The sequence below is a fragment of the Sporosarcina sp. P32b genome, from assembly GCF_002743335.1.
In the GTDB taxonomy this organism is placed as follows: Bacteria; Bacillota; Bacilli; order Bacillales_A; family Planococcaceae; genus Sporosarcina.
Genome location: NZ_PDZB01000001.1, coordinates 14,204 through 36,396 on the forward strand (window position 1 = coordinate 14,204; position 22,193 = coordinate 36,396).

Consider the following 22,193-nt stretch of genomic DNA (forward strand, 5'->3'; position numbering starts at 1 on the left):
GCAAATCATGGTGAAAGTACTCTATTCAGGTGGTATGGTGGAAAGATGAAAAGGCTTTCCCCAACTGGAGTGCTGAGAAGAGAGAGGAATAGATAAATGAAGATTAGTAGTTTTTCGGTCAAACGGCCAGTTTTTACGTTAGTCACTATGTTTCTTGTCATTATTTTAGGTGCGGTATCCTTCTTTAAAATTCCCGTAACATTGATTCCTGACCTAAATCCGCCTGTAGCGGTAGTTGTCACGAATTATGCGGGCGCTTCCCCAACAGAAGTGAGCGAGAAAATCACCAAGCCATTGGAAGAAAGTTTATCGACAGCCCCTGGCTTAAAATCGATGCAGTCTTCTTCTCAAGAAGGAGCAAACTTAGTATTCTTACAATTTGATTGGGATTCCTCGATTGATGATGTCCAAATGGATATCCTCCAACGGATAGATCAAGTAGAAGTGCCTGATGGGGCGAACAAACCGCGTTTCATGAAGTTTGATCCATCTCAATTCCCAGTCATCCAACTATCTTTACGCTCCGTCGATAAAGATACGAATATACGGAAGATTGCAGAAGAGCTGGAGAAAGAATTACGCCGTATTGACGGTGTAGCCAGTGTGAACGTGTCTGGTAAAATCATTGAAGACGTCCAGGTTATTTTAGATCCTGATAAATTAAAAGAATTTGGATTAGCGCAATCAGATGTCGTGCAGGCGATACAGGCTAGTAATGTATCTATGCCAGGTGATCCGATTGACACGAGTGATGGAAGAAAGTTAACTACAAGAATTTTAAGTACAGTTCAAAATATCTCGGATGTACGAGGGATTCAAATAGGTGCCAATCCTCAGACAGGTGACAAAATTAAAGTCTCTGACGTGGCGGATGTAGCATTATTGGAGCCGAAAGTACAAACCGAAACACGAGCCAATGATGAGCAGGCCGTACTATTGTCTGTACTTCAAGAATCAGGAGCAAATACTGCAACTGTCTCTAAAGAATTTAAAAAGTCTTTAGATAAGTTATTGGAGAAAGATGCATACAAAGATATTGAATCCGATGTTATTTTTGACCAAGGGGATTATGTACAGCTGGCAATTGGCAATATCGGTCAGTCACTAATTCTCGGTGGGTTGTTCGCCATGCTCGTATTATTTGTCTTCTTACGTGGCATTAAGAGTCCAATCATTATTGGAGTAGCCATTCCGTATTCAGTTATTGTGACGTTCGTTCTCATGTATTTTGCAGACTTCTCATTGAATATTATGACACTCGGTGCACTTGCCCTTGGTATAGGGATGTTAGTCGATAATGCTATCGTCGTAATAGAGAATATTGAGCGGCATTTAGCTATGGGGAAAACACCAACAGAAGCAGCAAAAGATGGTTCAAAGGAAGTGGGCGGAGCTATAACCGCGTCTACGTTAACGACTCTAGCAGTATTTGTACCGGTAATCTTCATCACGGGGATCATTGGTCAAATCTTCACAGAGTTCGCGTTAACCATTTCGTTCAGTTTATTTGCATCGTTAGTCGTAGCATTGACTGTCGTGCCAATGCTTGCGAGCCGTTTGTTGAAGACGCCTACTGAAGAAACACTTGAGAAAAAGAATCGTGTGAAGAAAAATCAGAGATTCGAAAAGACTGTCAAATGGGCATTGAGCCATCGTTTGATCGTGTTACTGTTAACAACTGCTTTACTTGCAGGAAGCGTATTCGGGATTATAAAAGTAGGAACCGAATTCCTACCTGCTACGGATGAAGGAGCTTTCAGTATTAATGTTAAGTTACCAAACGGTGCTTCACTTGATGCGACAGATGACGTAGTTGAACGAATTGAAGAAGAAATGAAAAAGCAAGAAGATGTAGAAGTGTACGTCAGTTTAGTTGGGGGAACCCAGCAAAGTATGGCGCAAGGCGGATCAGAGAGTAATATGGCAGAAGTGTATGTGAAACTTATCCCACTCGACGAACGCGATCGCTCTGTCTTTGAATTTGTAGATAAAGTACAGCCAATCGTTGAGAATGAAGTTGGGGATGACGCAGAAGTCAGTTTCAACTTGCAGACCGCTGCCGGTTCGAGTCCGAATACATTAACATTCTCCCTAAATGATACTAATGAAGAACGTTTAGGAAAAGCAGTATCAAAGCTAGATAAGAAGTTACGCGAGCTGGATACTGTGACGGACGTTGAAAATGATTTAGTAGATACAGTGGAAGAAATAAAAATTGAAGTGGATCGTGAAAAGGCTTCAGATGTAGGATTGGCACCCTATCAAATAGCGCAAACGGTTAGTGACGTTACGCGTGGTGTCTTTGCTTCACAAATCGTCTTTGAGAAAACAGGCGAAGTAGTCGGAGTAAACGTTGGGTATGATGAGCGTTTCCGCAATAGTATAGATAAATTAAAAGAATTGGAATTAAAAACACCACTGGATACGTTTGTTAAGTTGAAGGATATAGCAGATGTGGAAATCGCGGAAGGTCCTGCAGCGATTGTACGTGTAGATCAAGCACATTCGATCGCGTTTACTGTGAAATATCTATCCAGTGAATCATTGGGAGATATGACGAAAAAGGTAAATAATATTGTAGATGATCTGGATTTACCAAGTGAAGTGGAACTTTCATATGGTGGAGATCGCGAACTATTTGAAAGTGCAATTAACGATATGCTGTTGGCAATAGTACTGGCAGTTGTATTAGTCTATATCGTAATGGCTGCACAGTTCGAATCGTTCAAATATCCATTTGTTATCATGTTCTCTGTACCACTCATGCTAATTGGTGTTTCACTTGCGTTATTCTTTACGAATACACCAGTCAGTGTAACGGCAGTCATAGGACTTCTCATATTGGTGGGAATTGTCGTCAATAACGGAATTGTGTTGGTTGACTATATTAATCAGCGTAAGGAAGCAGGACTTAGTTCGTACGATGCGATCCTATCGTCTGTACGCGACCGTGTCCGTCCAATCCTAATGACAGCTCTCACAACTATTCTGGGCTTACTACCGCTAGCACTAGGCCTTGGTGAAGGTTCTGAGTTGAATCAGCCGATGGGGATTGCAGTAATTGGTGGATTGATCAGTTCTACATTCTTGACGTTGTATATCGTACCGATCATTTATAGTTTGTTGGATCGGGAGACACGTAGAGGTATGAATAAGCCAAAAAAAGCACAACCGATAACGGGAGATCAACCCGTCACGGTAACTGAAACGGTAACCGTGACCGAGACAGTAACGGAAACTGTAACTGTAAGAGAATCTAAGTAAAACATACTGCCGGCAGATGGAACCTTCCATTTGCCGGCATTTTTTTATATGTTGAATAAATAGTGCTAATGAAAAGTATAGTAGTACTAGTAAACAGTACAATAGGGAGTCGCTTAACGATATACCTGTTTAATTCATAACATCTATACTCTTAATTTAATAGCTAGATAGGCATCCCAAATCATTTGCAAATCAAAGTTATCATGTTATAATACTTTAAAAGTATCCGATATCTTAATAACTTTTGACGCAATGTCAAAGGGGAGTAGCTATAGGGAAACCTATTTCATAATCGTCAATACGTGACTGCCACAACGGTCATCGGTTATGATAGCTGGATTTTGAACGTGAAATTCCGACTTAGCGAGACCTTTGCCTATTTATTAGGTGAGGGTCTTTTTATTTTGTAGAAAACAAGGAGGAATTATGTTGGATCCGATTTTATTAGAATATGCATGGGTACTCTTAGTACTAATCGTACTCGAGGGCCTATTAGCAACAGACAACGCAGTCGTAATGGCAGTAATGGTAAAACACTTACCGAAACTACAACAAAAGAAAGCATTATTTTATGGTTTACTAGGGGCATTCGTCTTTAGATTCACTGCACTATTTATGATTACGTTTTTAGTGAAGTTCTGGGAGATACAAGCGATCGGTGCCATTTACTTACTGTTTATATCCGGTAAAAGTATATATGATAAAGTTACTCATAAGCCGGAAGGGCATCCGAAAAAGAAGCCAAAAAAACAATCAGGTTTCTGGATGACCGTGTTAAAAGTGGAACTTGCCGATATCGCGTTCGCATTAGACTCCATGCTTGCCGCTGTTGCACTTGCGGTAACGTTGCCGGAATTAGGTAACTTCCACGTCGGTGGCATCAACGGCGGACAGTTCATTGTAATGTTGCTAGGTGGTATGATTGGTTTAGTCATGATCCGTTTTGCAGCGAAACAATTCGTGGTTATGCTTGAAAAATACCCAACATTGGAAACAGCAGCATTCTTAATTGTAGGATGGGTAGGTGTAAAGCTAGTTGTGTTAACTCTGGCACATCCTGCACTCCTCATCATTCCAGAATCATTCCCGCACTCTACATTGTGGAAAACGACATTCTGGGTTGTGTTATTAGCCCTAGCAATCGGTGGATATCTACTGGCCGTTGCAAAGTCTAAAGTGAAAGCTAACAGATAATACGAAAACAGTCTCTTCCAAGTAAATTGGAGGGACTGCTTTTTTCTTCTGTAGTGTAGAAGAGTGTAAAGTTCTGTATATAGCTATCTTTTCATCATGGGATTTGATAAAGTAGGAAAATGAAGTTTCCGTTATGAAAGGAATTTGAAAAGATGAGGCTTTCCAGGGAAGTTTTTCATAAGTTTACTCCAGCACAGATTATCGCCTTCTACTACTTTTTGGCAATTGCATCCTCTTTTCTCTTGTTGAATTTGCCGGGTGTATATAAACCGGGAGTGAAAGTGGCCTTTATAGATAGTTTGTTTACCGCTGTGAGCGCTGTGAGTGTAACGGGGTTGTCACCTATTAGTATAGGAGAAACATACTCTGTATTCGGCCTATGCATGATCATGCTCGTACTTCAACTCGGTGGTATCGGCATCATGTCATTAGGAACATTTTTCTGGCTACTTGTAAAAAAGAAAATCGGCATGAGAGAGCGACAACTGATTATGATTGACACGAATCAGTACACATTACAAGGTGTCGTTCAATTAATTCGTCAAATCATCCAACTGATCGTAGCCATAGAGATTATTGGTGGCGGTATTTTAACATTATACATTTATCGTTTTTATAACTCATTTAGTGAAGCGTTGTTGAATGGCATGTTCATGGCAGTTTCTGCCACTACCAACGCAGGTTTTGACATTACCGGTTCATCGATGATGCCTTATCATGATGATTATATCGTGCAGCTACTACTTATGATATTAATTATTTTAGGTGCTATTGGGTTCCCAGTTCTGATTGAAGTGAAAAGTTTCTTTTCGAAAAAAGTACCACATTTTCGTTTTTCGCTTTTTACCAAGATTACGACGGCGACATTCGGTGTTCTATTGCTCGTAGGCACATTAACTATTTGGTTGCTAGAATCATTCAATTCATTTAAAGGAATGAGCTGGCATCAGCAATTTTTCACGGCGTTATTCCATTCAGTTTCTGCACGATCTGCAGGTCTTGTGACGTATGACGTGACGCAATTTAGTGAAGCGACAGATATTTTTGTCAGTGCGCTCATGTTCATTGGTGCTTCACCAAGTTCAGTTGGTGGCGGAATTCGCACGACGACGTTTGCTATTGCACTATTATTCCTCATTAACTTTGCGAGAGGAAATGACGTCATTCACATTTTCAAACGCCAAATTAAGCTGATTGACGTATTTCGATCGTATGCAGTCATTCTCGTAGCGTGTTTTATGGTGTTGGCTGCATTATTGTTGTTGTTAGTTACGGAGCCTGGGATACCTGTTATTCCATTATTATTTGAAATCACTTCAGCCTTCGGAACATGCGGTATGTCACTCGGTATTACAAGTGATTTATCGGTGTTTGGTAAGTTGATTATTATGGTACTCATGTTTATCGGGCGAGTAGGATTAATATCGTTTATCTACACGATAGGTGGAAAGTCGAATAAAACGCCTTATCATTATCCAAAAGAGCGTGTCATTATTGGGTAATTTAAATTAAAAAACGCAGCAAGCGAATTTCGCATGCTGCGTTTTTTATTATGAAGAGACGGTTTCTAGTACTTGTTCGGATAAATGATAGTGCTGTGCTTTTTCACCTGGTGTGTATTGGACAATTAGATAACCCGAACTTTTTGTTACGGAAAGGTCTTCATTCAATTGAGCGAAAGTCTTAGTAACAAAAACTTGCTTTCGAATCGTTCGTTCAGTATAACCAGTTGATTCAAACAGATCACCGAGCAAATGTGGTGAACGTAAGAGTGTCTGATACACCTCTTTTAACTCTTCTTCAGGAACAACAGCACTCCACCAAATCTTTCTTGGTAAAAACTTTTGGTGAAGTAGATAATCCATTTTCAATAGACTTTCTACTATTGAAGTATCGATTTTCAATATTTCTACTAAGAAGCGTTCTAGACGGGTGAACAAGTCTTCAAACTGATGACCGATTCGTGACCAGCCTTGCTTCTCCCAAAATGCGCCGAATAATTGGAAGAAGTCGAATGGTGTATCGACCAATTCCGTGACAATATACTCCATAGAGTGGATGAATCGACCTGAATTCCAATATTTCTCGAGAATGTCTTCTGTTTGTTTAATCCTCAGCATATCATCGAATGACAGGACATTATTTGATACAATTTCATAAGGAGCGGTGTCGATATAACGATAACCATATTGCTCTGCTTGGATCCGTAAACCGGTTCCGCGCAGAAGTTTCAAAAACCCTAACTGTAATTCTTCAGGTCGTAAAGCAAACACTTCGTTAAATGTGTCACGGAAAGACGCATAATCTTCTTCAGGTAGTCCTGCAATTAAATCAAGATGTTGATCAATTTTGCCACCTTCTTTAACCATCGTGACTGTACGTGATAATTTAGTGAAATTTTGTCTTCTTTTTACCAGTTCATTTGTTAGATCATTAGTAGATTGGACTCCGATTTCAAAACGGAATAGGCCTTTGGGAGCATTATCATTTAAAAACTGAATCACTTCTGGTCGCATGATATCGCCTGTAATTTCAAATTGAAATACGGTTCCAGGCAGATGTTCATCAATTAGAAATTGGAACATTTCCATTGCATAACTTCTACTAATATTGAATGTACGATCGACAAATTTAATCGTTTTAGCGCCATGCTGCATTAAATAGCGGATGTCTTCTTTTATGGCTTCTCGATTGAAGTATCGGACACCCACTTCAATTGAAGAAAGGCAGAATTGGCAAGAGAAAGGGCAGCCACGGCTTGTTTCGATATACATTACTCGATTTGAAAGATGCGGAACATCCTCTGGAAAACGAAAAGGAGAGGGGAGTTCACGAAGATCCAATTTAGGACCTGGAGCAGTAATCTTTAATTTTCCTTCTTCACGATATGCAATGCCTTGTACAGAAGAGAGTACAGTTTGTCCATCTACTGCTTGAAGTATATCTTTAAATGTCTTTTCGCCTTCGCCTATCGCAATAATATCTATTTCGGGTACTCTTTTTAACCACTGATCATAGTCATACGTCACTTCAGGTCCACCACAGACTATAACGGTTTTAGGACTTGTCAGTTTCAGCAGACGAATTACTTTTATTGTTTCTTCTATATTCCAAATATATACGCTAAAACCAACGACGTCTGGCGAATGTTGATATAGCTCTGAGACGATAGATAGTGTAGGATCATGAATAGTGAATTCAGCTAGTTCGCAATGGAATTCTGGTGCTGCATAAGCCTTTAAATAGCGAATAGCGATATTCGTGTGTATATATTTAGCATTTAATGTAGATAGAACGATGTTCATGATAAAACTCCTAATCTTAAAATAATGTGAGAATATAAAAAACATAAAAAAGACTATAGGCCTATGTGAACGAGTACGTCAATATGGCATAATAAGAATCTAACAGGATTTATTTCCAAAATTGAAAATAGGTTACAGAATAATGGTGGATAATTGCAATTGAATTGAGGGGGTACTGCTATAGTGTTAAACACACTAGATATCAATCGTTATCTAGAAAGTTCGCTTTTTAAAATCGTCTTAGATGAAGACGGCGATATACTTGATATGACAGAAGCTGTTAAATTACTAATGCCTAAAGACTTTATACCACATCATATATCTGAAATATTTGATCTTACTTTATTGCAACAAATAGAGAAACGCTTACTTCTTTCTAAAACAGAAACGATAGCGGATCAAAATGTATTGACTGGTTTCCTAGACGTGCCGAATAAAAATCCAGAACCTTGTTATATTATATACCAGCAATATAGGGGTAGGGCGATTTTAACAATAAAAATTGGTGAACAAAATCATAAATTACATCAACTGTATGAAAGCGCCTATGTCACAGCGACTATGCCAATGGCGCTTGTGAATGAATCGGGTTATATTATTTCGACGAATGATTTATTTTCGGAAATATTCCCAGACCAAATTTCTAAAGAACTACTACATTTACAAGATCTTTTTAATTTAATGGTTCCAACCTCCGCATTTGCTTTTGAAGAATATATTTTAAAAGCACTAACACAAGAAACTTCGACAGTGAAAATGTCATACACATCTAAGGGAATACAAAGTTACCAAGATGTTAGCTTGAAATTAGATTGTAAAACACAAATGTTCATTTTACGAATTGAAGATATTACGGAACGTGAACGCTTATTTGATCAACTGGCTCACTCCGACCAATTATCCACGACTGGCGAAATTGCTGCAAGTATTGCGCATGAAGTCCGCAATCCGATGACGACATTACAAGGGTTTCTCCAACTGCTGGAACATGAAGTAACGGGTAATGCCAAAATGTATGTTTCAGTCATTCAGGATGAGGTCAAACGTATGAATCATATATTGAATGAGATGTTAGCCATGTCAAAACCGACTGTTGATGAAATCACGATATTCTCTTTATCCGTTTTAGTAGAAGATGTGCTACTCTTGCTTCGTCCTAAAGCATTATTGGATCAAATTAATATAGTAAATGAAATCAATGCTAAAGAGCCGGTGCTTATTCAAGCAAACCCCAATCGTATTAAACAAGTGTTTGTTAATCTTTTGAAAAATGCAATGGAAGCAATGAGTGCAAAAGGTACCTTGTCTATTTTGATAAGCGAGACTGATCAGGAAAGCGTAGATATCTTTATATCTGATACAGGGGTTGGAATGAAAGAAGAAATGCTAGAAACTATTTTCTTACCATTTATTACGGATAAACCAGGAGGAACCGGTTTAGGACTTCCGTTTGTTAAAAAAACTATTCAAGAGCATGGTGGCTCTATATCAGTTACGAGTGAGATTGGTAAAGGTACAGTTTTCCATTTATCGTTTCCTAGAGTTTCGGTATCATTATAAGAATAATTATAAGATCATATTGAAAAGGCCGAATCCAGAGGATCGGCCTTTTCAATATGCAATATTACTTGATTGTTGCTGCCATATCTTTGAAGTCTTTTAGATGTTCATTATCTTCTTTAGCATAAATGGTTACACGAATTAATTTGTCTTCACGTTCGATGACATAGCCTGTAAAATGACCTTCGGGGGAATCTACTTCTGCGCCTTTAACTGATTTGATATCGTCAGCTTGTGGAAGATCTGCTTCATCTGTGAGCTCAACAGGTGTTTCACCGTCACTGGAAGCTTTCAATAATTCTAGTGTGTTTTCATAGAGTTCATCAAACGTATAAGACTCTTCATCTTTAGGCGTAGTTTCGATACGCATGAACATTTCGCTATCTTCTTCTAGAATCAGACTGTCTCTGCCTGGTTCTTCACTTGTAAGTTTATATCCAGGGAACACCATCATGGAGTAATCCTGTTCATCGCTTGCTGTCTCCACAGCGTCTTTCATAGCATCCACGCTTGTTTTTTCGTCGCTGTCTGTTTCAATTTCAGCTTCATTTTCGGAAGAAGTGTCTTCTCCTGCATCTGTTTCGGGAGCAGCAGGTTCTTCTATAGCATTACCTGTTGTTTCTTTTTCAGGGTCTACATCAGAAGTTCCGCACGCAGCCAGCATAATTGAAGCTGTTAGTGAAGTGAAAATAATACGCCATTTGTTGTTCATATGTAACCACTCCTTCATATACTATTCTATTCTATTAGACGGACTACAGCGAGGAAGGTTTCATTCTCGTAAACTATTAGTCAAGATAGTATAACGTTTATGATTGATTACTGTTTTTTCCTGCATTACCAATGCATCAAAACTCTCCATATACGCTAAGTTTACAATTACAGAGTTTTCGTTCACCTTTTCAACAATTCCTTGTAAGCCTTCTTTGAATTCAATGATATCACCAATTTCTGCGATCGTCATTCCAGTCATCCTTTCTTCAATCATCAATTAGGTCATACGAAATGATAAAGATGTAAAAATGGGAATTCCTTTCTAGTTTGCCCTATTATCTACGAAACGTAAAGACTTATTTTTTAGAAACGAAAGAACATTACATAAACATATTGTCACTAAATGTCGAGAATATTGCGGTTTAACAATAGCGAGTTGTTGGTATATTAAAGGATAGGGTAATAACAGATGGAAGGTGTGCAAGTAGTGCATAATTGTAAATTAGAAATAGAACGTGTCAGAGAACAATTAATTCAAGTTGCAGAAGAATACGGTATGAACGCTGAAGGCACCATTGAACTTAGTCGTAAATTAGATGTATTAATTAATGAATTTAACGAGAAAAATGAAATAAAATTACCCTGAAATTATACCTAAATTCAATGTTTAACTCATAATAAAAGTGGGGATAATATAAAAGAACACAGCAACATTCTCATTTCCCCCTTTTGTGGACCAATCTTGTATTGGTCCTCTTTTTTGTTTGCCCAATTGTAAAAATATTTGAACTTCTGTACGATAGAAATAATCATACATAATGAGGAGTGAGAATATGCAAAAAGAAAAAATTTCATTTATTGGAACAGGTGTTATGGGTTCGAGTATTATAAAGCATTTACTTAACGCATCTTATGAGGTTACGGTTTTCACTAGAACGAAAACAAAGGCTGAACCGCTAGTAGCACTAGGAGCAAAATGGGCGGATAACGTTGCAGAAGCTATTGAACAGGCTGACATTATTTTCACGATGATTGGCATGCCGTCCGATGTGGAAGAGGTGTATTTATCCGATCAAGGTATATTTGCAAATAGCCGTCCTTCTCAAGTCGTAGTGGATATGACTACTTCAAGCCCTGAGCTGGCTATTGCTATTGCAGAAAAGGCTGCTTCTTTACATATGGAGGCACTAGATGCACCTGTATCTGGTGGGGATATTGGGGCTCAGAATGGCACACTTTCTATCATGTGCGGTGGTCAAAAAGAATTATTCGAAAAATTATTACCGATTTTATCTGTTTTCGGTAAACAAATTGTCTATCAAGGACAAGCGGGAGCTGGGCAACACGCTAAAATGTGCAACCAAATCACTGTCGCTGGAAATATGATTGGGGCATGTGAAGCGATTGCTTATGCTATGGAGTCGGGACTTGATCCGGATACTATGTTACAATCCGTCACTTCGGGTGCAGCGAATTCCTTTAGTTTATCTGATCTCGGACCTCGAATTATTAACCAAAATTATGAACCAGGATTTTATGTAAAACATTTTGTGAAGGATCTAAATATTGCCTTACAAGAAACAGAAAGACTGAATCTACAATTGCCAGGATTACAACTTGCTCGTGATATGTATGCCGACTTACTAGATAAAGGCTATGGAGAAAAAGGAACACAAGTCCTGATCAAAAAATATATAAAGTAAAAACTAAAGACTCTTTATGTATGTCGTGTAAAGAATCCAAAATAATAAACCCGTTATACATTGAATAATATTTTTTGCGAATGATCTGTTGAGTGTTAAATGCACATACTTTCTCACTTATTGCACATGCTCTTTACTATAGTATGTACGAAAAGGAGGGAGTTATGATGTGGGATATTTGGTTATGGCCTATGGTGTTTGTATCAGTCGTTATGTTGGGGATCGGGTTAGCTGGAGTACGGAAAACAAGTCGTTCATTTCAGTTGAATGAAAAAAATCGTATACCTGATATTGCAGCGGAGCATCCGTATGCTATGAATCCATTACTGTGGATTATCGTGGTCGCATCAGTTTTCATCTTTATCATCATTTTTTATTATTGGGCCTCTTTCTATTAAAGAAAGAGGTTTTTTGTTTTGTGAATACGCTTTCTTTTAAGGTGAGAAATGGCTTTTTGTGGTATGATGGAAAAGAAGCAGTGAACGGATTTTTAGGTACATGTATTTAGATGAAGAACAGAAGGAGCGATCACCTATGGTTTCCATAAACAATAAAGATTTTCTTACTGCGCCCATCATAGATCGAATTATTTCTTCGGAAAAAGTTGCCCACGTACAAATAGGGAATAACGCAGAGCACGCACTACTTGTTTTGACCAAGACTGGCTATTCTGCAATTCCTGTACTGGATAATCAGTATCATTTAAAAGGCCTTCTTGGAATTGGGATGATTACGGATTCTATTCTAGGTATGGAGCGCATTGAATATGAGAGATTAGAAGATATTAAAGTAGATGAAATTATGGATACGAATCTGCCAACGATCCGTGTAAATGACCGTTTTCAACGCGCAGTAGATCTATTGATTAATCATCCATTTTTATGTGTCACTGAAGAAGATGGAACATTTGCGGGCATAATTACAAGACGTGTAATTATGAAAGAATTTAAAAAATATATTTACAACGTATAACGTATACTGAAGTGGGATAAATAAAGCAATGAAGAAGTGATCATAGTAATATGTTAAAGGGCTCCGATAAAGGAGTCTTTTTCTAATAGAAGGAGTTGAAATAGCTGTGCGTAAAGAAACTAATCGGCCCTTTGTGCTTGCTGCCGTTATGCTCGCTATGTTTGTAGGGGCAGTGGAAGCGACAATTGTTACCACCGCAATGCCGACAATAGCTTCTGAATTAGGTGGATTTTCACGATATAGTTGGATATTCTCGTCTTATTTATTAATGAGTACCGTAACGGTTTTAATTTACGGAAAGTTAGCGGATTTATTTGGTCGAAAGCCGATTTTTTTTATGGGCTTGACGATTTTCTTAATCGGTTCCGTACTTTGTGGGTTTGCTGTCTCTATGGAGCAGTTAATATTCTATCGTCTCATACAAGGTTTAGGGGCGGGGGCTGTCATGCCAATTGCGACTACGATCATCGGGGATATTTATTCCACTGAAGAACGTGCGAAGATACAGGGTTATTTATCGAGTGTCTGGGGCATTTCTGCAGTTTCAGGTCCTGTAATTGGTGGATTGATTGTACAGTACGTTAGCTGGCAATACATATTTTGGGTGAACGTGCCACTTGGACTCCTTTCAATGGCTGTTATTTATTTCTTTTTACATGAACCAAAAGAAACGCAGAAAGCTTCTGTCGATTACAAAGGTGCTTTTTTCCTGACATCTGCACTGGCAACTATTTTAATCTGGCTAGTAGAAGGAGGCCAAGGATTCGGTCGATTCTCTGCTATCGGAATAGCGTTAATCATTCTTTCAGGCATTTCATTTTGGTTATTTTTCAGACAAGAAAAGCTGGCAAAAGATCCACTAATCTCTTTTAGCATTTGGAAAAACCCCGTTATCTTATATGCGAATCTCGTGTCGTTGACTACTGGAGTTATTTTAATAGGGGTTTCTTCTTATTTACCTACTTATGTATCCGGAGTTATGGAACAACCAGCAATCATCGCAGGTTTCACTTTAACTGCTATGTCCATTGGCTGGCCTTTAGCATCCTCCATGGCAGGGCATTTACTCATACGCTTCGGCCCATTTCTCGTATCGTTTGCCGGTGGTGTGTCCTTAGTGATTGGTACGACGATGTTTGTCTTTATGAACGCATCATTAGGACCCGTATGGGCAGGTTGTTCAAGCTTCTTCATCGGAGTAGGAATGGGGCTAACCAATACATCCTTCATTGTTACGATTCAAGGAGCTGTGCCGCGCGTACAAAGAGGCTCAGCTACTGCAGCGAATATGTTTATGAAGAATTTTGGCAATACGATTGGTGCTTCAGTGTTTGGTGCCATATTGAATGGTACACTCATTACCTATTTTGCGAAAGAAAAATTGCCCTACACGATTGATGACGTGAATACATTGTTAACCAAAGACGGTCGTTCGATGCTAACCTCGCAAGAGCTAGTCAGTTTACAAAATGGTTTAGACAGTTCCTTACACTGGGTGTACATAGCGATTGTCGTATTTGCAGTCATCAGTTTATTATTGATCTTACGAATTCCACGAGGGAAGGTGCAGGACCATGTCAACAATTGAACTGGATATAATTAAAGCGTTAGCTGAAGAGGGGAATATGCGTAAAGCGTCAGAGCGCCTTCATTTGTCGCAACCTGCTTTGTCACAACGCCTTCAGACGATTGAAAAAGAATGGGGCATGCAGTTATTCATCCGTTCACAAAAAGGTCTTGAACCAACGCCTGCAGGTGAACACGTGATCAGCTATGCGAAAGAATCTTTGGCGAAGAAAGACGAGACGATGGAATTGATCGCCTCACTTGAAGATAAAGTACACGGAACATTGAAGATTGCTTGTGCCTCTATTATTGGTCAGACTTGGTTGCCGCAAGTATTGAAAGACTATGTAGCACTTTATCCTGATGCCAAAATTTCCTTAATGACAGGATGGAGCTCGGAAATTTCCAAAGCTTTGTACGAAGGGGAAGCACATATCGGTATTGTTCGAGGGCAAACAGATTGGAAAAGTAATCGCGTCTATTTATTCCGTGATCAGCTGTATCTAGTAGATTCCGAAATCTCAACAATTGATGAATTAAAAGATACGAACCGTCACTTTATTCAGTATAAAAGTGATTCAAACTATTACATGGAAATCCAGCGCTGGTGGAATAAACACTTTAATCAAAATCCAAGCCGGCAGATTGTAGTGGATCAGATTGAAATGTGTAAGCAACTCGCGTTAAAAGGTATCGGTTATGCCATACTGCCTTCCATCACATTGTCAGGTGACGAGAAAGTCAATCTGATTCCGCTACTCAATAGCGAAGAAGAGTTTGAGTTGACACGTGATACTTGGTTGATCGGATATGGTTCGACATTCGAATTGAAGCAAGTGAAGGCATTTGTAGAGATTGTGCAGGAGTATGCGGAGTTATTAAGAAAAGATCAATAAAAAAGAGCTTCCATTCATCGTGGAAGTTCTTCAAATAAAGACAAACTCTAGTAGTAATAGAGTTTGTCTTTATTAATTTACTAGTATTAAAGATTTATAATTAGTGAATGTCTACCAATGACTGCTGTACCGCTACTATTTATGGTGTTCTCGCAGACTCTATAAGTGATTTGTTGTTCCTTGCCCAGTAGAAAGCAAGAATAAAGCAAAGTAGTAGAATGATCGTGCCGACTATATAGGGGGATTCCCTATTCATATCGAATATATATCCGGCTGTGGCAGGACCAATCATGTTTCCTAGACTCATATAGGCATTCATCATGCCGGCTGCGTAGCCCTGTTCTTTCCCGGCTAGTTTAGAGACTAACGTGTTGACTGCTGGTCGCAATAACGAAGTGGCGGTTGAGAAGATCGTTGCTACCAAAAGAATAGTGAAGAATGTATTGACGAATAAAATACCTAACATAGCGAAAGCCGCTAGCACTAAATTAATGAGAATGACACGCATTTCACCGAAACGTTTAAACAAACGATCGATAACAAACGTCTGGATGATGACGCCGACAAATCCGCCAACCGTAATGATGATTGCGATTTGAGAAGGTGTGTAATTGTATTTTTGATCGACATATAACGAGATCGTTGATTGGAAATTAGCCAATCCAAATGAAAATACAAACATGACAACTAGCATAATGAAATAGGACGTTTGTGTAGATCTACGCATTTGCTGGAAGATGTTTTCATTCGTTGTAGCTCCTTGCAAGACGGGCTTAGGATTAGGAAGAAGCAACAAGGACACAACCGCTGCTACAATGGATGCCGATGCGGCAAAGTAGAAAGGGAAGTATAAGCTGATTTTTGATAAAAAACCACCAATGCCAGGACCTATCATAAAGCCTAACGACATCGAAGCGCCAAGTAATCCCATTCCGCGACCACGATTTTTAGGAGATGTAATATCTGCCACAAATGCCATGGTAGGTGGAACAATAAAGGCGGCACCGAAACCGGAAAAGAACCGTGAGAGATAGAGCATCCATAGTTCAGTTGATAAACTGAAAGCTAATTGAGAAAGTCCGTAAACAACCAATCCGAAAATAATAATGCTTTTTCTGCCGTATTTATCGGAAAGATTTCCTGAAATAGGAGAGAAAATAAATTGTGCAAAAGAAAACATGGCGATCAATAGTCCGAGTGCACGTCCTGCAACTCCGAAAGTACCTAAGAATTCAGGCATAATAGGGATGATCAAGCCTACACCAGCCATGGCGATGAACATATTGAACATGAGAATATACATTGCGATATTTGTAGGTGTTTTGTTCATTCGGTAGCTCGCTTTCCAAAACTTTTTACTAATCTTATCACAAATAAATCTGCAATGTTTGTATGAGGGTTGCAATAGCGTATTATGAGGAAAATAGATGTAAAAAAACGACCCCATTTAGTAGGAGTCGTTGATAAAATTAATCTTCTTTTTTCATTTCATCTAGTACACGATTCACACGTTTTTCAAGCATTTTCATACCGCTGCCGCCCGCTTGGAAGTGGCGTAACTGACCCTCTTTGTCAAAGACATAGTACGCAGGGACATATTGGTTTTCAAATGCATCATTTAACTTCAATTCACTATCAACGAAAATCGGTTGTGTAATATCATGCTCAGCTGCTACGTTCTTGATTTGTTCAAGATCGACATCATCTTCTGAACGAGGCATGTGCACAGCCACAACATTCAGTTCATCTTTGTACTTATCCCTGAAGTTGTTTACATCCGGCATCGCTTCTTTGCACATATGACAACTTACAGACCAAAAGTGTATAAGTGTCGGTTTTTCTCCAACGAGTTCCGATTTAGAAGTTTCACCATTCAACCAAGTAGTAGCACCTTGAAATTCAGGCATTTGTTCACGTAATTTCATCAAGAATTCCTCCTAGCTAAGTGGGTATATATATTATGTGATAAAAAAATCCCCACGATTAGTGTAACGCGTGGGGATGGTTGTCCAAAAATTAAAGAGTTTCTTGACCTGGACGCCAGTTCGCTGGGCAAAGACCGCCAGTTTGTAGTGCTTGTAGTACGCGAAGAGTTTCGTCCACGTCACGACCGATATTGTTATGGAATACTGTCTGGTACTGAAGTTCGCCTTCAGGATTGATGATGTAAAGGCCGCGCAATGCAATACCTTCTTCTTCGATCAATACACCGTATTCGCGTGAAACGGAATGGTTAGTGTCTGCTGCTAGTGGGTATTTTAGTTGTTCAAGACCATTGTCTTTACGATCAGTGTTAATCCAAGCAAGGTGAGTGTGGATAGTATCAGTAGAAACACCGATTACTTCTGCATCCAAGTCTTCGAACTCATCGTAACGATCCGACATTGCAGTGATTTCTGTTGGACATACAAAAGTGAAGTCCATTGGATAGAAGAAAAGAACTGTCCATTTGTCGTTTTTAATGTTTTCTTGTAAACTAACTTTACCAAAAGATTTGTCAGCTAGTACTGCCTCCATTGTAAAATCTGGAGCTTGTTTACCTACCATACGTTCGGCCATTATATAAAACCTCCAATTAGTCTTTTGTACAACGACATGACTGTGTTGCACAATTCTTACCTAGAATAACAAAGTTCCGAGTTGAATTCAATTAGAATGACTCGAAGATAATAATAGTTATTATAAAGAACACTTAACCTAATATATATATTTAGGATCTGAGTATCTGATTACTCAAAGTCTTGTTTACAGTCAGAAGGTTTTACTGGGCGTGTTTGGCATGTTTTGCAATTCGGATCGCAAATCATTTCTCGCCATTCATCGCAATCTTTACAGTAACGCGCGTCAAATTCATCGCTATAATGTAATGGTTCCATGCAATCTACGCAATGAGAAGCCATCTCTTTCCATGTTCGGATTTTCTTATTGTTTACTAGAAAAATTCCTTCTAGATGATTTTCTTTTGTAGCGGGCTCGACTTTTCGATTCCGCTTGGCATCAGAGTCCAGATAAAAAAATAAATGGTCTTCCAACTGAATCCCTCCTCAATATGGTTTCATTCTACTATGTCATCTGCGAAAAAACAATTTTCATGACTATTTTCCTGTAGGCTGTTTTCGTATTCGACATTTAATATATGGTTGATTTCACTATCAATTTGTGTATAATAAGTAAGTTTACAACTATTGATATAGTACAAGACATAATACGTTATGCAAGGAGGAAACCTATTGACTACTGAACCAATTATTCGTTTTGAGAATGTTACAAAGCGCTACAATGAATCTACAACTGTCCTTGATCGTGTTTCATTTGAAATGGAACGCGGTAAGTTTTATACATTACTTGGACCTTCAGGATGTGGGAAAACGACTATTTTACGTTTGATCGCTGGTTTTACGGAGGCGACAGATGGATCGATCTTCTTTAATGGAAAGAAGATCAATTCGGTACCCGCAAATGAACGTCAAGTAAACACGGTATTTCAAGACTACGCATTATTTCCTCATTTAAATGTGTATGAAAATGTTGCATTCGGTTTACGCATAAGAAAAGTGAAAAAGAATGAAGTGGACCGCCGAGTAAAAGAAGCGTTGAAATTCGTCAATCTGGAAGGGTACGAATCCCGTGAAATTACTGAAATGTCGGGTGGACAACGTCAACGCGTTGCGATTGCCAGGGCGATCATTAATGATCCAGAAGTGATTTTACTAGACGAGCCATTGTCCGCACTTGATTTGAAATTGCGTTCTGAAATGCAATATGAACTGAGGGAGCTCCAGCAACGTCTTGGTAAAACATTTGTTTTTGTTACACATGACCAAGAGGAAGCACTTGCGATGTCAGATGAAATTTTCGTCATGAATAATGGAGAGATTCAACAGTCGGGGACACCGATTGATATTTACGATGAGCCGATTAACCGTTTCGTGGCAGACTTTATTGGAGAGTCCAATATAGTTTCAGGAAGAATTATTGAAGATTATTTAGTGGAATTCACAGGCAAACAATTTCCATGTGTAGATGGCGGATTCTATCCTAATGAAAAAGTGGATATCGTCATTCGTCCTGAAGATTTGGAAATGACAACTGTTGAAAAAGGAAGGTTAAGCGTCACTGTAGATACGCAATTATTCCGGGGAGTGCATTATGAACTTTCCACGTATGACTCTGATGGTAATGAGTGGCTAGTTCATTCAACAAAACCAGCGGACGTAGGGACATTAATCGGTTTGGATTTTGAACCGGCAGACATTCATGTAATGCGTCTAAATGAATCGGAAGCTGACTTTGATGCACGTCTGGAATCGTTTGGAGTGGCGGAAGATGAGGAGTAAAAACCCGTTACGTTTTATATATGCCACACCGTATGCAGCCTGGTTATTATTATTTGTGCTGGCACCGATTGCTGTCATCGTGTATTATTCATTTTTCGATTTATCGGGCCATTTAACGCTGGCTAACTATCGCAATTTCTTTACGTCAATTTACTTCAAATTAACACTGAGCTCATTTTGGTATGCTTTTCTCATAACCTTTTTTGCTTTATTAATATCATATCCAACAGCCTACTTCTTAACAAAAACAAAGCATAAGCAGTTATGGTTGTTACTCATTATCATACCATCGTGGATTAACCTATTGTTAAAGACGTATGCATTCATTGGATTGATGGGTATTTATGGCCCGATAAATGGTTTTTTAGAAGCTGTTGGTATAGGCAACCAGCAAATACTATTCACCGATTTTAGTTTCGTGTTTGTCTCTGTGTACATTTTTATTCCATTTATGATCTTGCCGATCTTTAACTCCTTGGATAAAATCAATCCTACTTTACTTGATGCCTCGAAAGATTTAGGAGCGAATGCATGGGTGACGTTTAAACGAGTGATTTGGCCGATGACTACTGATGGTGTGAAATCAGGTATACAAGTCGTGTTTATTCCGGCGCTATCCTTATTTATGGTTACCCGTTTAATTGCAGGTAATAAAGTAATGACACTGGGTACCGCAATCGAGCAACAATTCCTCGTTACACAAAACTGGGGAATGGGTTCTACGATAGCTGTGTTTCTAATTATCTTCATGTTCTTAATTATGATACTGACATCTGGTAAAAAAGGGGGCATCATTAAATGAAGAAACTGGGTATTATGCCGAGAACTTATTTGGCAGCAGTCTTTGTGATTTTATATGCTCCTATTTTTTATCTCATATATTACTCCTTCAATTCAGGAGGTGGGATGTCGCATTTTGAATCATTCACATTGGAACATTATCAAGCGGTATTTCAAGATACCCGACTGTTAATTATTGTCTTGAATACGGTGATTATCGCATTATTATCCGCACTACTATCTACTACAATTGGCGTGATTGGTGCGCTTGCCATTTATTTTATGAAAAACAAATCTGCACGCCAGACGGTATTGTCACTGAATAATATATTGATTGTTAGTCCGGATGTCATTATCGGTGCATCATTCTTAATCTTATTCACGCTGATCGGTGTGAAGTTGGGCTTTGCTTCGGTACTCATTTCTCATATCGCTTTTAGTATACCTATCGTTGTCATCATGGTGCTGCCAAAGTTGTTAGAAATGAGTACTACATTAATAGATGCCGCACTGGACTTAGGTGCTTCACGTAAAGATGTACTGACGCGTGTCATTTTACCTTATATTAAGCCGGGTATTTTCGCAGGTTTCTTTCTTGCGTTGACCTACTCATTGGATGACTTTGCCGTAACTTTTTTCGTGACAGGAAATGGATTCTCTACATTATCCGTAGAAATTTACTCTATGGCCCGCACAGGAATCACTTTGACAATCAATGCATTATCAGGATTGATATTCTTAATTACAATGGTCCTAGTGCTTGGTTATTATATAATCGGAAATAAAGCAAAATCACCTCAGGGGGTGAAGAAATGAGAGGATTAATTAGCAGTGCGTTTGTAATTATACTCGTTTCGGGTCTCCTGTTGTTCACTAATTATCAGCTTGAGCATAAGACGGGGCGCGTAGGAAAAGATACGATTACGGTGTATAACTGGGGCGAATATATAGACCCGGATCTTCTAAAACAATTTGAAGAAGAAGAAGGCATCAAAGTGATTTATGAAACATTTGATTCGAATGAAGGCATGATGGGGAAAATCGAACAAGGGGGAACTGCTTACGATGTGACAGTCCCGTCTGAATATGCGGTACAGATGATGGAAGAGAAGGATCTCTTACTGCCACTAGATTTCTCGAAAATTCCGAACGTTACACATATCGATCCATACTTCATGAATTTGCCATTTGATCCAGACAATAAATATTCGATTCCTTACTTCTGGGGAACTGTAGGGATTGCATATAATGCATCCTTATTAGAAGGTCAGACGTTTGAGAGTTGGGAAAGTTTGTGGGATGCTTCATTGCGGCAGAAGCTTATTTTAGTAGATAGTGCGCGTGAAGTGATCGGAGTATCATTGAATTCACTAGGTTACTCATTGAATTCGACTAGTTTGCAGGAACTAAAAGAGGCGACAGACAAGCTAGAAACGATGGGTCCGAACGTTAAAGCAGTTATAGGTGATGAAGTCACGCAGCTAATGATTAATAATGAAGCGTCCGTAGCGCTCACATGGTCTGGCCAGGCAGCAGATATGATATCTGAGAACGACGATATCAATTATATCGTGCCGGAAGAAGGTTCGAATTTATGGTTTGATAATATTGTCATCCCAAGAACGTCTACGAATGTCGAAGGAGCCTATAAATTTATTAATTTCATGTTGGATCCTAAAGTGGCAGCACAAAACGCGGAATACGTGGGTTATTCCACTCCAAATACTGCAGCACTGCCATTTATGGATGAAGAAATTACAGAAGATGAACGATTTTATCCGGATGAAAAGGCGAGGGAGAACTTCGAAGTGTATGAAAACTTAGGATTAGAAACACTTGGAGTGTATAATGAGTTATTCCTGAAATTTAAAATGGGATTGCGATAAGACATGTAACTATTCG

At 38.9% G+C, this 22,193-nt stretch carries 21 protein-coding genes; 14 read left to right on the forward strand and 7 right to left on the reverse strand.

Annotated elements, in window-relative coordinates; all coding sequences use genetic code 11:
* Positions 1 to 96: 96 nt before the first annotated feature.
* From CSV64_RS00050 to CSV64_RS00060, 3 genes are all read left to right on the forward strand, one after another.
* Positions 97 to 3,264 carry an efflux RND transporter permease subunit gene (locus CSV64_RS00050; RefSeq protein ID WP_099633032.1) on the forward strand — a complete coding sequence of 1,056 codons (3,168 nt, stop codon included), beginning with the start codon at positions 97 to 99 and terminating at the stop codon, positions 3,262 to 3,264.
* A 429-nt stretch (positions 3,265 to 3,693) separates the two neighbouring features.
* Positions 3,694 to 4,458, forward strand: a complete 765-nt coding sequence (locus tag CSV64_RS00055; protein ID WP_099633304.1) for a TerC family protein — start codon at positions 3,694 to 3,696, stop codon at positions 4,456 to 4,458.
* Positions 4,459 to 4,610: 152 nt separating this feature from the next.
* Complete coding sequence (locus CSV64_RS00060; protein ID WP_099633033.1) at positions 4,611 to 5,960, forward strand: TrkH family potassium uptake protein; 1,350 nt, start codon at positions 4,611 to 4,613, stop codon at positions 5,958 to 5,960.
* A gap of 48 nt (positions 5,961 to 6,008) precedes the next feature.
* Here CSV64_RS00060 and CSV64_RS00065 read toward each other — a convergent pair whose 3' ends face one another.
* The gene (locus CSV64_RS00065; protein ID WP_099633034.1) at positions 6,009 to 7,763 is read right to left on the reverse strand and encodes a B12-binding domain-containing radical SAM protein; all 1,755 of its coding nucleotides are present in this window, start codon (positions 7,761 to 7,763) and stop codon (positions 6,009 to 6,011) included.
* A gap of 183 nt (positions 7,764 to 7,946) precedes the next feature.
* Here CSV64_RS00065 and CSV64_RS00070 point away from each other — a divergent pair, with 183 nt between their 5' ends.
* The gene (locus CSV64_RS00070; protein WP_099633035.1) at positions 7,947 to 9,323 is read left to right on the forward strand and encodes an ATP-binding protein; all 1,377 of its coding nucleotides are present in this window, start codon (positions 7,947 to 7,949) and stop codon (positions 9,321 to 9,323) included.
* Between the two features lie 64 nt (positions 9,324 to 9,387).
* On the opposite strand, the gene CSV64_RS00075 is transcribed toward CSV64_RS00070, so the two are convergent.
* Positions 9,388 to 10,035, reverse strand: coding sequence for a hypothetical protein (locus CSV64_RS00075; RefSeq protein WP_099633036.1), 648 nt, complete (start codon positions 10,033 to 10,035; stop codon positions 9,388 to 9,390).
* A 60-nt stretch (positions 10,036 to 10,095) separates the two neighbouring features.
* Positions 10,096 to 10,287, reverse strand: coding sequence for a YkvS family protein (locus CSV64_RS00080; protein WP_099633037.1), 192 nt, complete (start codon positions 10,285 to 10,287; stop codon positions 10,096 to 10,098).
* 219 nt (positions 10,288 to 10,506) lie between these two features.
* On the opposite strand from CSV64_RS00080, the gene CSV64_RS00085 reads away from it, so the two are divergent.
* From CSV64_RS00085 to CSV64_RS00110, 6 genes are all read left to right on the forward strand, one after another.
* Positions 10,507 to 10,683, forward strand: coding sequence for an aspartyl-phosphate phosphatase Spo0E family protein (locus CSV64_RS00085; protein WP_099633038.1), 177 nt, complete (start codon positions 10,507 to 10,509; stop codon positions 10,681 to 10,683).
* Positions 10,684 to 10,870: 187 nt separating this feature from the next.
* The gene (locus tag CSV64_RS00090; protein ID WP_099633039.1) at positions 10,871 to 11,740 is read left to right on the forward strand and encodes an NAD(P)-dependent oxidoreductase; all 870 of its coding nucleotides are present in this window, start codon (positions 10,871 to 10,873) and stop codon (positions 11,738 to 11,740) included.
* A 167-nt stretch (positions 11,741 to 11,907) separates the two neighbouring features.
* The gene (locus tag CSV64_RS00095; RefSeq protein ID WP_099633040.1) at positions 11,908 to 12,138 is read left to right on the forward strand and encodes a hypothetical protein; all 231 of its coding nucleotides are present in this window, start codon (positions 11,908 to 11,910) and stop codon (positions 12,136 to 12,138) included.
* 136 nt (positions 12,139 to 12,274) lie between these two features.
* Positions 12,275 to 12,712, forward strand: a complete 438-nt coding sequence (gene cbpB / locus CSV64_RS00100) for a cyclic-di-AMP-binding protein CbpB (protein WP_099633041.1) — start codon at positions 12,275 to 12,277, stop codon at positions 12,710 to 12,712.
* 148 nt (positions 12,713 to 12,860) lie between these two features.
* Positions 12,861 to 14,300 (forward strand): MDR family MFS transporter, encoded by a 1,440-nt coding sequence (locus tag CSV64_RS00105; protein ID WP_199168362.1) that lies wholly within the window; start codon positions 12,861 to 12,863, stop codon positions 14,298 to 14,300.
* Positions 14,287 to 15,174: a transcriptional regulator CcpC gene (locus CSV64_RS00110; RefSeq protein ID WP_099633043.1), complete on the forward strand. Its 888-nt coding sequence runs from the start codon at positions 14,287 to 14,289 to the stop codon at positions 15,172 to 15,174. Before CSV64_RS00105 ends, CSV64_RS00110 begins: the two co-directional genes overlap by 14 nt.
* Before the next feature lie 139 nt (positions 15,175 to 15,313).
* On the opposite strand, the gene CSV64_RS00115 is transcribed toward CSV64_RS00110, so the two are convergent.
* The 4 genes from CSV64_RS00115 to CSV64_RS00130 form a co-directional block, all read right to left on the reverse strand.
* Positions 15,314 to 16,504 carry an MFS transporter gene (locus tag CSV64_RS00115; protein ID WP_099633044.1) on the reverse strand — a complete coding sequence of 397 codons (1,191 nt, stop codon included), beginning with the start codon at positions 16,502 to 16,504 and terminating at the stop codon, positions 15,314 to 15,316.
* Between the two features lie 139 nt (positions 16,505 to 16,643).
* Positions 16,644 to 17,099 (reverse strand): redoxin domain-containing protein, encoded by a 456-nt coding sequence (locus CSV64_RS00120; protein WP_099633045.1) that lies wholly within the window; start codon positions 17,097 to 17,099, stop codon positions 16,644 to 16,646.
* A gap of 91 nt (positions 17,100 to 17,190) precedes the next feature.
* Positions 17,191 to 17,733, reverse strand: a complete 543-nt coding sequence (locus CSV64_RS00125; RefSeq protein WP_099633046.1) for a peroxiredoxin — start codon at positions 17,731 to 17,733, stop codon at positions 17,191 to 17,193.
* Between the two features lie 170 nt (positions 17,734 to 17,903).
* A complete protein-coding gene (locus CSV64_RS00130) occupies positions 17,904 to 18,206 on the reverse strand; it encodes a hypothetical protein (protein WP_099633047.1) in 303 nt (100 codons plus the stop codon).
* 198 nt (positions 18,207 to 18,404) lie between these two features.
* Here CSV64_RS00130 and CSV64_RS00135 point away from each other — a divergent pair, with 198 nt between their 5' ends.
* From CSV64_RS00135 to CSV64_RS00150, 4 genes are read left to right on the forward strand one after another with little or no spacing between them, the layout of a single operon-like run.
* A complete protein-coding gene (locus CSV64_RS00135) occupies positions 18,405 to 19,511 on the forward strand; it encodes an ABC transporter ATP-binding protein (RefSeq protein WP_099633048.1) in 1,107 nt (368 codons plus the stop codon).
* Positions 19,501 to 20,313 carry an ABC transporter permease gene (locus tag CSV64_RS00140; RefSeq protein ID WP_099633049.1) on the forward strand — a complete coding sequence of 271 codons (813 nt, stop codon included), beginning with the start codon at positions 19,501 to 19,503 and terminating at the stop codon, positions 20,311 to 20,313. The genes CSV64_RS00135 and CSV64_RS00140 overlap by 11 nt, the downstream gene beginning before the upstream one ends.
* Entirely contained in the window at positions 20,310 to 21,107 is a 798-nt protein-coding gene (locus CSV64_RS00145; protein ID WP_099633050.1) for an ABC transporter permease, read from the forward strand. The genes CSV64_RS00140 and CSV64_RS00145 overlap by 4 nt, the downstream gene beginning before the upstream one ends.
* Entirely contained in the window at positions 21,104 to 22,177 is a 1,074-nt protein-coding gene (locus CSV64_RS00150; RefSeq protein ID WP_099633051.1) for an ABC transporter substrate-binding protein, read from the forward strand. The genes CSV64_RS00145 and CSV64_RS00150 overlap by 4 nt, the downstream gene beginning before the upstream one ends.
* Positions 22,178 to 22,193: the final 16 nt, after the last annotated feature.